Below are 13,139 nucleotides of genomic sequence, written 5' to 3'. Positions count from 1 at the left end.
CTCGGGTGACTCCTCCGGTGACGACCACGCCCCCCCGGATCCTGCTGGTCAGCCACTACTACCCGCCGCACGTCGGCGGCATCGAGAACGTGGTGCGCCAGGAGGCCGGCCAACTCGCCGCGCGGGGAGCCGAGGTGGCCGTGCTGACCAGCGGCGGGCGACGCACCGGGACGGTCACCGAGGAGGGCGTCCGGGTCGGCCGGATCGCCGCCTGGAACGGGATCGAACGGCGCACCGGCGTGCCGTTCCCGCTCCCCGCGCCCCGGCTGCTGCGCGAGGCGCTGCGACGGGCCCGCCGGGCCGACGTGGTCCACGTGCACGACTGCCTCTACCCGACCTCCTGGGCCGCCTGGGCCGCCGCGCTGCTCACCCGGACCCCGCTGGTGCTCACCCAGCACGTCGGGCTGGTCGCGCACCCCTCGGCGCTGGTGCGCGGTGTGCAGCGGGCGGTGTACGCGGTGTTCGGGCGGGCGCTGCTGCGCCGGGCCCGCCGGGTGCTGGTCCTCAACGCGACGGTCCGCGAGTTCGTCCTGGCGCACGGCGCCCGCCCGGACGCGGTGCGACAGTTGGCGAACGGCGTGGACACCGCGCTGTTCCACCCGGCGGGTTCGGACGAGGAGGTCCGCGAGGCCCGCGCGACGTACGGGCTGCCGGACGGGCGGGTGCTGGTGCTCTTCGTCGGCCGGCTGGTCCCCAAGAAGGGGTACGACCTGCTGCGGGCCGCCGCCGGACCGGAGTACGACCTGGTCTTCGTCGGCACCGGCGGCGAGGGCGTGCCGGCGGACGCCGAGGGCGTGCACCACCTCGGCGCGCTGCCCCCCGAGCAGGTCGCCGAGGTCTACCGGGCCTGCGACGTCTTCGCGCTGCCCTCCACCGCCGAGGGGTTCCCGCTCACCGTCCAGGAGGCGATGGCCGCCGGGCTGCCGGTGGTCACCACCGACGACCCCGGCTACGCGCCCTACGCGCTGGACCGCGAGCGGGTCAGCCTGCTGCCCCGGGACGCCGGGCGGCTGCGCGCCGAACTGGCCGCGCTGGCCGCCGACGCCCCGCGCCGCGAGCTGATGGGACGGTACGCGCGGGACTACGCCGAGCGGAGCTTCGGCTGGCCGGAACACGTCCGAGCGCTGCTCGACCACTACCGGGCCGCGGGGGAGAGCGGATGAGGCGGGCGCTGACCGGGCCGGTACTGGACGTCGCGCTGGTGCACGGCCTGCTCGGCTGGCTCTACGTCGCGGCCTGGGCCGCCACCCGCCCCGACACCCTCTCCGGCTCGCTCACCTCCTGGCTGCCACTGCGCCGCGACACCTTCGGCGCGCTCTGCTTCGCCGTCTCCGCGCTGGCCCACCTGGCCCGCGGGCTGCGCGTCGAGCGGGTCCCGTGGCGGCGGGGCCGCGGCGACCGGACGGACGCGCTGCTGCGCACCCTGACCGGCTATCCGCTGCTGGCCTGGGCCTACCTCTGCGTCAACTCGCTGACCCATCCGCAGACCATCGACCGGCAGCTGACCCACTTCGCCGCCGTCCCGACCGAGGGCACCGCCGCGGTCGGCTGCTTCGCGCTCTCCGCCGCCGCGCTGCTCGCCCTGCGGCTGCGCGCCCGGCATCCCGTCACGGGGGCCGGCCGTGGCTGAACCCGACCAGGTGACGCGCAGCTCCTTCTACCTGCTGCTGGCCACCGCCGGCACGGCCGGCCTGGGCTTCCTGTTCTGGGTGGTCGCCGCCCACCTGTTCAGCCCGGCCCAGGTCGGCACCGCCACCTCGCTCACCAACGCGATGTCCCTGATCGCCTACTTCAGCCTGTTCGGGCTGAACAGCACGCTGGTGCGGTTCCCCGCGCCGGGCGAGCTGCGGCACGCGCAGATCTGCCAGGCGGTGCTGCTGGTCTTCGTGGCCGGCTGCCTGCTCGGCACCGGCTACCTGCTCGGGCTGCCCTGGTACGGCGCGCGGCTGCTGGCGGTGCGCGAGGATCCGGTGCAGGCGGTCGCGCTGGTGCTGTTCTGCGCGCTCTCGGCGGTCAACCTGCTGACCGACGCGGTCTTCGTCAGCGAGCGGCTGGCGCAGTACAACACCCTGGTCGACGGGGTGCTGCAGGGCGCCACCAAGCTGGCGCTGCCGTTCGCGCTGACCGGGCTGGGCGCGTTCGGCATCGTCGCGGCGACCGGCGGCGGCTACGCGGTGGCGGTGCTGGCCTCGCTCTGGTTCCTCCGTCGCCGGCTGGGCCTGCGCCCGCGACTGGTCGCGAGCGGCACCCGGCTGCGCGAGCAGCTGGGCTTCTCGGTCGCCAGCTACCTCTCCAGCCTGCTCAACCTGGCGCCGCTGCTGGTGCTCCCGCTGATCGTGCTGCAACGGCTGGGCACCGAGGCGGCGGCCTACTACTTCGTCGCGTTCCAGATCGCCAACCTGGCCAACGCGGCCTCCTTCGCGGTCAGCGAGTCGATGTTCGCCGAGGTCTCCGCCGACGAGTCGCGCTTCGCCGAGGTGCTGCGCCGCTCGGCCCGGCTGATCGCGCTGGTCCAGCTGCCGGCCGCGGTGGTGCTGGCGGCCGGCAGCGGCCTGCTGCTGCGGCTGTTCGGCGGCGCCTACCCGGCCCGGGCCCAGGGCCTGTTGGTGGTGCTGGCGCTGGGCACGGTCGCGGTGGCGGTGAACACCTGGTCCAGCTTCGCGATCAAGCTGGCCCGCCGGATGGCCCCGCTGATCTGGAGCAACGTCGTCTACGCGGTGGTCACCATCGGGCTGGCCGCCACCTGGGCCGGGCACGGGCTGGTCTGGTTCGGCTGGGCCTGGGACCTGGGCAACCTCGCCTCCGGCCTGGTCGCGCTGGCGGCGCTGGCCCGGGTCCGGATCCGGCGGCCACGGCACGCCGCTCCCCGACGCATCCCCTCTCCCGAACGGAGCATGAGCCGATGAACGCCGTCCCGATGAACGCCGTCCCGAGGAACGCCGTCCCGAGGAGCGTGGTGGTCGTCAACGCCTACGTCCGCGAGAACGCCGGCGACGCCGCCCTGCTGGCGGTCTGTCTGCGGCAGGTCCGCGCGGCCTTCCCGGACGCCGAGATCACCGTCGCCGGGATGGAGGACCCGGCCGTCCACCCGGAGTTCGACGGCGCCGCGAACCTCGGCTCGATCCGCCGCTACGTCGCCGACGGCACGGTCTCCACGCCGCGCCGGGTGCTGCGCAAGGCGCTCGGCCTGGCCGCCGCGCCGGTGGCCCTGCTGCTGCCCCCCGCGCTGACCCGGCTGCTGCGGCCGCTGCTGCCCGCCGAGGTGCGCCGCGAGGCGGTCGCGGTGGCCGGGGCCGACCTGGTGGTGTCGATGGGCGGCGGGTACTTCAACGCCCGGCCCGGGCTGGACGGTTACCAGAACGTCTTCTACGTGGTGCTGCCGCTGCTGCTGGCGCAGCGCCGGGGCGTGCCGGTGGTGCTCGCGCCGCAGTCCTTCGGCCCGTTCCCGGCCCCGGCCCAGCGCCGACTGGCGGCGCACGTGGTGCGCCGGGCGGCGCTGGCGCTGGCCCGGGAGGACGTCAGCGTGGAGATCCTGGCGGACTGCGGGGTGCGCGGCGCGCCCGTGCGCCGCGCGGTGGACTCCGGCTTCGCCTTCGCTCCGCCACCGCTGACCGACTGGCGGACCCGGCTCGGGGTCGGGCCGGACGTGCCGCTGGTCGGGGTGACCGCCCGGCAGTGGCTGCCGCCGCAGGCCCAGCAGGCCTACGAACGGGCGCTGGCCACGACCGTCGACGCCGTCCGGGCGAGCGGCGCCGAGGTGGTGCTGATCCCCCAGGTCACCACCGACTACCTGGGCGACGACGACCGGATCGTCGAGCGCCGGATCGCCGACCGCTGCGCCACCCCACCGCTGCTGGTCACCGAGCGGGTCGACTTCCGCGAGCTCAAGGGCCTCTACGGCGAGTGCTCCTACGTGCTGGGCACCCGGTTCCACTCGGTGATCTTCGCGCTGACCAGCGGGGTGCCGTGCATCGCGATCGAGTACGAGCACAAGACCCGCGGGATCATGCGGGACCTCGGGCTGGAGGAGTGGGTGCTGCCGATGCCCGAGGTCTCCGCCGAACGGCTGGGCGCGCTGGTCGAGAAGCTGCACGCGGGCCGCGCGGAGTACCTGCGGGCGCTGGCCGAGCGGCTGCCGGGCTACGTCGCCCGGGCCGAGGAGCTGCCCGAGCTGCTGCGCGCGGTCACCGCCGGCCGGCCGGTGGGGGCCGCCGCGTGACCCGACGCACGATGACGCGGCCAACCGTGCTGCTGGCCACCCCGTACTTCCCGCCCGACACCGGTGGGGTCGAGCAGTACACCTGGCAGCTGGCCCGGCAGCTGCGGACCCGGCACGGCTACCGGGTGGTGGTCGCGGCCACCGCGAGCGACGGCGCCGGCCCCGGGCGGCACGAGGAGCCGGACGGCGTCGTGGTGCACCGGCTTCCGGCGCCGCTGCGGGTCTCCCGCACCCCGCTCGGCACCGGCTGGCGGCAGGCGCTGCGCGAGCTGGTCCGCAGCGAGGAGGTGGACCTGGTCAACGCGCACGCCCCGGTGCCGCTCTTCGCCGACGCCGCCGCCCGGGCCTGCGGCGACCGCCCGTTCGTGCTGACGTACCACACCGGCCGGATGCGCCAGGGCGGCCCGCTCTGGAACACGGTCTGCTCGGCCTACGAGCGGACCCTGCTGGCCGGCACCGCCCGCCGGGCCACCGAACTGATCTGCTCGTCCGACTACGTCCGGGCCGACCTGGCGCGGCTGTTCGCCGGCCGGGCCACCACCGTCTCGCCCGGGGTGGACCTCGACCGCTTCGCCCCGAGCCCGCTCCCGGAGGCGCCGCTGGTGCTGTTCGCCGGCTCGCTGGAGCACGCGACCGGTTACAAGGGCCTGCCCGACCTGCTGCGCGCGGCCGCCCGGCTGGCCGGGAGCCTGCCCGGACTGCGGGTGGAGGTGGTCGGCGACGGCTCGGCGGCCACCGACCACCGGCGGCTGGCGGAGCGGCTGGGGATCGCCGACCGGGTCCGCTTCAGCGGGCGGCTCACCGGGCCCGAGCTGACCGCCGCCTACCGCCGGGCCCGGGTGCTGGCCCTGCCGACGCACTACGACAGCTTCCCCACCGTGCTGGTCGAGGCGATGGCCGCCGGTCGGCCGGTGGTCAGCACCCGGGTCGGTGGGATCCCGTCGCTGGTCACCGACGGCGTGCACGGGCTGCTCACCGCGCCGGGCGACCTCGTGGGGCTGGCCACCGCGCTGCGCCGGGTGCTGACCGACCGGGAGCTGGCCGAGCGGCTCGGCGCGGCCGGCCGGGCCCGGGTGGCCGCCGACCTCTCCTGGCAGCGGCAGGCCGACCGGACCGCCGAGGTCTTCGCCCGCGCGCTGGAGCGCCGGCCGCGCCGGGGCGTGGCGGTGGTCGCGCCCTACTACCCGCCGAAGATCGGCGGGGTGGAGAACTACGCCGCCCGGATCGCCCGGGCGGTGGCCGACGATCCCGGGCTGCGGGCCGCCGTGATCACCAGCAACACCACCGGGCGGCGGACCACGGTCTCGGTCGAGGCCGGCCTGCCGGTGGTCCGGCTGGGCACCTGGGCGCGGCTCTCCAACACCCCGCTCAGCCCGCTCTGGCCGCTCCAACTCCGTTACTGGCTGCGGAAGTTGGATGCCGACGTGGTCAACGCGCACGCTCCGGTGCCCGGGCTGGGCGACCTGGCGGTGGCGCTCAGCGGCGCCCGGCCGGCCGTGCTGACCTACCACGCCGGCTCCATGGCCAAGGGGCAGGCCGGAGTCGACCGGCTGATCGAGGGCTACGAACGGCTGCTGCTGCCCCGGGTGTTCGCCCGGGCCCGGGCGCTGGTCGCGGTCTCCCCGGTCTCGCTGGCGGCCGGGTGCGCCGGCGCGGTGCGCATCCCGCCGGGCGTGGACGTCGAGCGGTTCACCCCCGGCCCGCCGGTCGCCGAGCGGCCGCGGACCGTGCTCTACGTCGGCCGGCTGGACCGCAGCTCGGCCTGGAAGGGCCTGCCGGTGCTGCTGGAGGCGTTCGCCGCGCTGGACGACCTGCCGGCGGCCCGGCTGCGGCTGGTCGGCGACGGCGACGCGCTGGACGAGCACCGCGGGCACGCCGAGCGGCTGGGGCTGGCCGACCGGGTGGTCTTCACCGGCGCGCTCACCGGCCGCGCGCTGGTCGCCGAACTCCAGCAGGCCGCGCTGCTGGTGCTGCCCTCGCTGACCTCCGCCGAGTCGTTCGGGATGGCCCTGATCGAGGCGATGGCCTGCGGCACGCCGGTGGTCGGCTCGGCGGTCGGCGGGATCCCGCACGTGATCGCGGACGGCGAGACCGGGCTGCTGGTGCCGCCCGGCGACCCGGCCGCGCTGGCGGCGGCCTGCCGGCGGCTGCTCACCGACGCCGGCACCGCGGACCGGTTCGGCACGGCCGGCCGCCGCCACGTCGTCGAGCACCACGCCTGGCCCGGCCTGACCGAGCGGTATCTACGACTCTTCCGAGCACTGCCGCGCGGATGACCGGACGGTCGGACGGCGCGCCGCTCGCGGACCGGCCCGCCCGCAGCGCGGCGATCGCCCCGCGCAACGCCGCGAGCGCGGGCTTGGCGCTGCCGTCGGCCCGGCGCAGGCCGTACCAGTTCTCGGTGCTGTCCGGCTGACCGTTCGCCGCCTGGCTGTCCCGGTCGGTGTACCAGATCAGCGCGCCGATGCCCGGGTCGGCGGCCGCGGTGCGCACCGCGTCGGCGGCGATCTCGGCCTGCCGGGCCTCGGTGACGTGCGTGGTGGCCGGGCCGATGTCGCTCGGGGCGCCGTCCGAGGCCACGCCCGGGCCGCCGGTCGGCGCGCCGACCTCGGTGATCCAGACCGGCAGGTCGGGGGTCCCGGCCTGGGTCAGCACGCTGCGCAGGCTCACCTTCGTCCGGTCGATCTGCTCCCAGGCGGTGCCGAAGCCGGTGGTCGCGCTGGGCAGGTACGGATAGGTGTACGGGTGGTAGCCCACCGCGTCGACGGCCCGGGTGCCGCCCTGCCGAGCCACCTGGGCCAGGAAGTCGGTGGGCGCCACGTCCCCGTCCTTGGTGCTGGTCGGGGCCAGGCCGCCGAGCACCACGAAGGCCCGCCGGTCGGCGTGCCGCAAGGCCGCGGAGGCCGCCTCGAGGGAGGCGGCGAAGGCGACCGGGTCGGGCGCGGGCGCCCAGAAGGCGGTCATGTTGGGCTCGTTCCAGACCTCCCAGTCGTGCACCCCGCGCGGCGCGTAGCGGCGGGCCGCCGCGGCGGCGAAGGCCGCGAACTGGGCCGGGTCGCGCGGGCCGCAGGCCGGGTCGGCGCAGCCGTCCGGGCGGGCCCAGGGCGGGGTGTCGGTGAGCACCGGAAGCACGGTCAGCCCACGCGCCGAGGCGGCGGCGACCACCCGGTCGAACAGGTGCCAGGCGTAGTCGCCCCGGCCGTCGTGCTGGATGTCGTCCCAGGACAGGTCGGCACGGACCACGTTCGCGCCGACCTGCACCGCGGTGTCCAGCGCGGCGGCCAGGTCGGCGTCGGACATCCAGACCAGCCGGTCACCGTAGGCGATCCCGGTGATCGGCCGGGTCGGCGGCGGGGGCGACGGGACCGGCCGGGGGCGGGACGGACTCCCGCACCCGGCCAGCAGCAGGCAGAGCAACGCGCACAGCAGCACCGCCGACCGCCGCCGCCCCGGTCGCATCCGCCACCTCCTCGTCGCCGCAGCCGGCCGCGCGGTCAGAGCTCCTTGCGGAACGCCTCGGCCGCCGCCAGGAAGAGGTTGTTGCCCTCGACCTCGCCGATCGTCACCCGGACGCCCTCGCCGGCGAACGGCCGGACGATCACCCCGGCCGCGGCGCAGGCCGCCGCGAACTCCATGGTCCGCTCGCCCAGCCGCAGCCAGACGAAGTTGGCCTGCGAGTCGGGAACCGTCCAGCCCTGGGCGGTCAGCGCGGCGGCCACCCGGGTGCGCTCGGCGACCAGCGCCTCGACCCGGACCAGCAGCGCGTCCTCGGCCCGCAGCGAGGCCACCGCGGCGTCCTGGGCCAGCTGGCTGACCCCGAACGGCACGGCGGTCTTGCGCAGCGCGGTGGTCACCGCCTCGTGCGCGACCGCGAAGCCGACCCGCAGCCCGGCCAGCCCGTAGGCCTTGGAGAAGGTCCGCAGCACGCAGACGTTCGGCCGGTCGCGGTAGAACTCGATGCCGTCCGGCACCTGCTCGTCGCGGATGAACTCGCGGTAGGCCTCGTCCAGCACCACCAGGATGTCGCCGGGCACCGCGTCCAGGAACCGCTCCAGCTCGGGGCGGCGGATCGCCACACCGGTCGGGTTGTTCGGGTTGCAGACGAAGATCAGCCGGGTCCGCGGGGTGATCGCGGCCAGCATCGCGTCGAGGTCGTGCTCCTCGCCGGCGGTCAGCGGGACCGCGACCGGGGTGGCACCGGCCACCTGGGTGATGATCGGGTAGGCCTCGAAGGAGCGCCAGGCGAAGATCACCTCATCGCCCGGACCGGCGGTGGAGAGCACCAGCGACTGGGCCACGCCGACCGAGCCGGTGCCGGTGGAGATGTGCTCGGCGGGGACGTCGAAGCGCCCGGCCAGCTCGGCGGTGAGCTCGTTGACCCCCATGTCGGGGTAGCGGTTGAGGCTGCCGGCCGCCGCGACCGCGGCCTCCAGCACGCCGGGCAGCGGCTCGTACGGGTTCTCGTTGGAGGACAGCTTGAACGCGTCGGCGCCGGCCGGCTTGCCGGGCTTGTAGGTGGGGATGCCGTCGAGGCTCGGCCGAAGCCGGGGGCCCTGTGCTGCCGTACCGCTCACGGTGGTGCTCTCCATTCGTGGTCACTGGGGCCGGTACCCCGGTGGGGGCGTGGTCCCGGCCGGCCCGCGCCCCGGCGCGCCGTTGTGCGCCGGTGGCGGAACGCGGCGGATTCTCCCCGGTCGGGTGCCTAGCACGATACCGAGCACGCTCACCCGTAGGAGTGAGATGTCCGGCCCCGGTACCGATGCGGATCAGCCATTGTGCCTCGTTCGGATGGCGTATGTCAGAGGTAATCAGCCGAAATCAGACCCCTGATCCAAGGGGTGAGACGAACCGTGGTCATGGAGAAACGTATCTCCGGAGCCGCTTCGCGGACGGCTGCCCGGCCGCGCTCCAGCACCATACGATCGGTCAGCCATGACAGCAGCAGCCAACCAGAGCGGTCGGCGACCCACCACCTCACGACGTCTGGAACGGGCCGGCATCCGGGATGTGGCAGCAGCCGCCGGAGTGTCGATCACCACCGTCTCGGACGCCCTGAACGGGAAGGGCCGCCTGCCCGACGAAACCCGCAGCCGGGTGCGCGAGGTCGCCGAGCGCCTCGGCTACCGGCCGTCCGCCGCCGCCCGGACGCTGCGCACCGGCCGGTCCGGCCTGATCGGACTGACCGTCACCACCTATGGCGAGGAGCCCTTCACCTTCACCGAGTTCGCCTACTTCGCCGAGATGGCCCGGGCCGCCACCAGCGCCGCGCTGGGCCGCGGCTACGCGCTGGTGGTGCTGCCAGCCTCGTCCCGGCACGACGTGTGGAGCAACGTCGCCCTGGACGGCACCGTGGTGATCGACCCGGCCGACCAGGACCCGCTGGTCAGCGAGCTGTACCGGTCCGGGGTGCCGGTGGTCAGCGACGGCAAGCCGGGCAACTGCCCGGTCACCGCCTGGGTCGACAACGACCACGAGGCCGCCGTGCTCGGCATCCTGGAGCACCTCAGCGAGGCCGGCGCCCGCCGGATCGGCCTGCTCACCGGCACCAGCACCGACACCTACACCCGGCTCTCCACCGAGGCCTACCTCGCCTGGTGCGCCAGGGTCGGCCAGGAGCCGGTCTACGAGACCTACCCCGCGCACGACCCGGCCGCCGGCGCGGTCGCCGCCGACCGGCTGCTGGCCCGCCCGGACCGCCCGGACGCGGTCTACGGCCTGTTCGACCCGAACGGCACCGACCTGCTCGCCGCCGCCCGCCGCTACGGCCTGCGGGTGCCGGACGACCTGCTGCTGGTCTGCTGCAGCGAGAGCGACGTCTACGCGGGCACCGAGCCGCCGATCACCACCCTCTCGCTCAAGCCGCGACGGATCGGCACCACCGTCGTCAACCTGCTGATCGACGCGATCGAGGGGGTCGACTCGGGGACCGGAGTGGACATCGCCCGGCTCTTCCCGCCCCGCTTCCGCACCGACCGGGCCGGCCCGCCGCCCGGCACCCTGATGCCCACCGAGCTCATCGTCCGGGCCTCGTCCCAGCGCCGCAGCCCCCGAACCACCGTCAGCCCACCGCGCTCCCCGGGCGAGGTCTGAGCTCCCCCGGCCCCGTCCGGGAGGCGCCCCCACGGCGGCGAACGGCCCGGCGGACGGATTGGATACCCACCGGGTGGGGACGACGGTGTAGCGGTCTTCCTATGATGGGCGAATGACTCCCGAGGACCGCTTCTCAGGGCCTGAACCGCACCGCACGGGCCCCCACCCGCACCAGGACCTCGACGTGCTGCCGTACGGCTCGTACTTCGAGCCCAACCAGCCTCAGGAGTACCCGGGTTCGCCGGAGGACCAGCCCGACGAGCCGGACGCCGCCTTCCACGGCTACGGCGGTGCCCGCTACCTGGAGCAGCACTGGCCGGTGGCCGGGCACGAGGCCCCGCAGGCCGCCGGGTACCCGCCGTTCCAGCCGGTGGCGCGGACCGCCGACGACCCGCCGACCATCGAGCTGGGCCCGCCGCTCAGCCTCGAGGACAACCCCTACGCGGCCACCGTGCCGGCCCAGGCCACCGACCCCGGGCCGGTCGGCCCGCTCTACGTGGTCGGCGACGTGCACGGCTACCTCGACGAGCTGCTCACCGCGCTGCACCAGCAGGGGCTGGTGGACTCCGAGGGCCACTGGTCGGCCGGCCGGGCCCGGGTCTGGTTCCTCGGCGACTTCACCGACCGCGGCCCGGACGGCATCGGGGTGATCGACCTGGTGATGCAGCTGGCCGCCGAGGCGGCCGCGGCCGGCGGCTACTGCCGCGCCCTGATGGGCAATCACGAACTGCTCTTCCTGGGCGCGCACCGCTACGGCGACGAGCCGGTGCAGTCCACCGCCGGCACCGCCTCGTTCCGGGCCGCCTGGCTGCTCAACGGCGGGCAGCAGCAGGACCTGGAACGGTTGCAGGGCCACCACATCAGCTGGCTCAAGCGGCTGCCGGCCATCGCGCTGGAGGACGACCACCTCCTGCTGCACTCGGACACCACCGCCTACCTGGAATACGGCAGCTCGATCGACGAGGTCAACGACGCCGTCCACGACCTGCTCGCGGACGAGGGCGCGGACGAGTGGTGGGACGCCTTCCGCCGGTTCACCAAGCGCTTCGCCTTCCGCGGCACGGCCGGCCCGATGGCGGCCGGCGAGCTGCTCGCCACCTACGGCGGGCACCGGGTGGTGCACGGGCACAGCCCGATCCCCTACCTCACCGGTGAGGCCAACGCGGACAGCGGCGAGCCGCCGTACGTGCCCGGCCCGTACATCTACGCGGACGAGCTGGCGGTGGCGATGGACGGCGGGGTCACCATGGAGGGCAAGCTGCTGGTCGCCCGGCTCCCGGTGGACTGAGCGGACAGCTGGGTCATCTGACGTCAAATCACCTGTACCGACCCCACTCGCACCCCTACCATCGAGGACACCCACTCCCGGGCCGTCACGCCCACCCCGCGCGACGCCGTCCACCGGTGGGCCGTCCACGTCCCTGACGGAGCGAACGGGGTCGTCATGACCTACACCCCGCGTCTGCGCGCCGAGGACCGACCGGACTTCGGCCGGACCCTCGACGCGGCACTGCGCGACCACGCCATCCGCACCGCGCTGCACGAGCGCGACACCGGGCCGACCGCCGAGCAGCTGCGCACCAGGGCGCTGTCCGAGCAGGACACCATCGCCCGCGCGGCCGCCGACGAGTACCGCCACTACACCGAGCTACGAGCCGGCCTGCGGCAGTCCGCACCGCCCCGGGCCGAAGTGGACGCCCCCGCGGCCGAGGGGCCGGTCCGCGAGCTGCTCGCCCAGTTGCACCCCGCGAACGGCGGCGGCGGGCCGTGGCCGGTGCTCACCGTGCTGGTCCCGTTGCTGACCGCGGGCGCGGCGGTGGTCCTGCTGCTGCTCGGCTACGCCCTGCGGGCCACCGACCCCCGGCTCGGCTACGCGCACGCGGTGCTGCTGGCCGGCTGGGCCGCCGCCGCGCTGGCGGCCGGCTCACTGCTGGTCGGCCTGGTCGGCCTGGTGCTCACCGCGCTGCGCGACAGCGCGGCCGGCCCGGACGGCCAGGACCCGGAGCTGCGCGCCGAGGTCGCCGAGGCCCGCACCGCCTGGCTCGCCGCACTCCGCGAACGCGGCCTGCTGCCCTACCTGCTGGCCAACCTGGACGCCGAACCGGCCGTCCCGCGGACCCCGGCACCGACTCCCCGACCCGCCGAGTTCACCTCCCCCGGCTACACCGGTGGCGGTTACGGCAGCCCCGGCTTCACCAGCCCCGCGGCGACACCCCCCGCGGCCCCCGCCGAGTTCACCTCCCCCGGCTACACCTCCCCGGGCTTCACCGGCCCCGACGAGGTCTGACTCCCGGACCCCGACCTACCGGACCCCGACCTGCCGGACCCCGACCTACCGGCTACGACAGATCGTGCGAGAAGTGCAACGCCACGATCGCCATCCGGCGGGCGTGGTAGAAGCGGTGCGCACCGTGGTTCGCCACCCCGGAGTCGAGTTCGATCCGTACACAACCCGACCGTCGGGCCCGGACCTCCAGCTCCTCGAAGAGCCGCGCGCCCACCCCCGTGGAACGCAGGTCGGGGGTGGTGACCAGGTCGTCCACCAGGAGCAGCCGGCCCCGGCTGGTGGTCAGGATCCGGTGCGCGGCGACCGCGACACAGCGTCCGTGCTCGTCGAACGCCCCGGTGAACACCAGCCCCTGCTCCTGGGCCTCGGCGGCGTAGGCGGCGAACTCGCGGGCGCCCATCCCGGGGCGCAGCAGCCGGATCAGCGGCGCGACGTCCCGCTCCAGCCCCGGGGCACCCGGCGCGACGTCAATCATGGTCAGCTCCACTCCGCCACCCTAGTGCGGCCGGACCACCGGTCCCGACCCACCGCCCTCCTCCCGGC

10 protein-coding genes and 1 pseudogene are annotated in these 13,139 nt (G+C 75.3%); 8 read left to right on the top strand and 3 right to left on the bottom strand.

What is annotated here, in order from left to right:
• The first annotated feature begins 17 nt into the window (after window positions 1-17).
• From ACIGXM_RS05220 to ACIGXM_RS05200, 5 genes are read left to right on the top strand one after another with little or no spacing between them, the layout of a single operon-like run.
• Window positions 18-1,163, top strand: a complete 1,146-nt coding sequence (locus tag ACIGXM_RS05220; RefSeq protein WP_396556936.1) for a glycosyltransferase family 4 protein — start codon at window positions 18-20, stop codon at window positions 1,161-1,163.
• Window positions 1,160-1,630: a hypothetical protein gene (locus ACIGXM_RS05215; protein WP_396556934.1), complete on the top strand. Its 471-nt coding sequence runs from the start codon at window positions 1,160-1,162 to the stop codon at window positions 1,628-1,630. The genes ACIGXM_RS05220 and ACIGXM_RS05215 overlap by 4 nt, the downstream gene beginning before the upstream one ends.
• On the top strand, window positions 1,623-2,906 hold the full coding sequence (locus ACIGXM_RS05210) for a lipopolysaccharide biosynthesis protein (protein ID WP_396556932.1): 1,284 nt from the start codon (window positions 1,623-1,625) through the stop codon (window positions 2,904-2,906). Before ACIGXM_RS05215 ends, ACIGXM_RS05210 begins: the two co-directional genes overlap by 8 nt.
• Window positions 2,903-4,219, top strand: a complete 1,317-nt coding sequence (locus ACIGXM_RS05205) for a polysaccharide pyruvyl transferase family protein (protein ID WP_396556930.1) — start codon at window positions 2,903-2,905, stop codon at window positions 4,217-4,219. Before ACIGXM_RS05210 ends, ACIGXM_RS05205 begins: the two co-directional genes overlap by 4 nt.
• An 11-nt stretch (window positions 4,220-4,230) precedes the next feature.
• Entirely contained in the window at window positions 4,231-6,495 is a 2,265-nt protein-coding gene (locus ACIGXM_RS05200) for a glycosyltransferase family 4 protein (protein WP_396556928.1), read from the top strand.
• Window positions 6,496-6,823: 328 nt separating this feature from the next.
• Here the strand turns inward: ACIGXM_RS05200 and ACIGXM_RS05195 are convergent.
• Both ACIGXM_RS05195 and hisC read right to left on the bottom strand, forming a co-directional pair.
• Window positions 6,824-7,519 (bottom strand): annotated as a pseudogene (locus tag ACIGXM_RS05195) (cellulase family glycosylhydrolase); the annotation flags it as partial.
• A gap of 194 nt (window positions 7,520-7,713) precedes the next feature.
• Window positions 7,714-8,808 (bottom strand): histidinol-phosphate transaminase, encoded by a 1,095-nt coding sequence (gene hisC, locus ACIGXM_RS05190; protein ID WP_396556926.1) that lies wholly within the window; start codon window positions 8,806-8,808, stop codon window positions 7,714-7,716.
• Between the two features lie 343 nt (window positions 8,809-9,151).
• Here hisC and ACIGXM_RS05185 point away from each other — a divergent pair, with 343 nt between their 5' ends.
• From ACIGXM_RS05185 to ACIGXM_RS05175, 3 genes are all read left to right on the top strand, one after another.
• On the top strand, window positions 9,152-10,309 hold the full coding sequence (locus ACIGXM_RS05185) for a LacI family DNA-binding transcriptional regulator (RefSeq protein WP_396556924.1): 1,158 nt from the start codon (window positions 9,152-9,154) through the stop codon (window positions 10,307-10,309).
• Window positions 10,310-10,421: 112 nt separating this feature from the next.
• A complete protein-coding gene (locus ACIGXM_RS05180) occupies window positions 10,422-11,597 on the top strand; it encodes a metallophosphoesterase (protein WP_396556922.1) in 1,176 nt (391 codons plus the stop codon).
• 156 nt (window positions 11,598-11,753) lie between these two features.
• Window positions 11,754-12,596, top strand: coding sequence for a hypothetical protein (locus tag ACIGXM_RS05175; RefSeq protein ID WP_396556920.1), 843 nt, complete (start codon window positions 11,754-11,756; stop codon window positions 12,594-12,596).
• A 52-nt stretch (window positions 12,597-12,648) separates the two neighbouring features.
• Here the strand turns inward: ACIGXM_RS05175 and ACIGXM_RS05170 are convergent, their stop codons facing one another.
• Window positions 12,649-13,071 carry a GNAT family N-acetyltransferase gene (locus ACIGXM_RS05170; RefSeq protein WP_396556918.1) on the bottom strand — a complete coding sequence of 141 codons (423 nt, stop codon included), beginning with the start codon at window positions 13,069-13,071 and terminating at the stop codon, window positions 12,649-12,651.
• Between the last annotated feature and the right edge of the window lie 68 nt (window positions 13,072-13,139).

Source organism: Kitasatospora sp. NPDC052896 (assembly GCF_044547075.1).
Classification (GTDB): Bacteria; Actinomycetota; Actinomycetes; order Streptomycetales; family Streptomycetaceae; genus Kitasatospora.
Note: the sequence above shows the minus strand (reverse complement) of the source record. Positions and strands in the feature narration are given on the sequence as shown.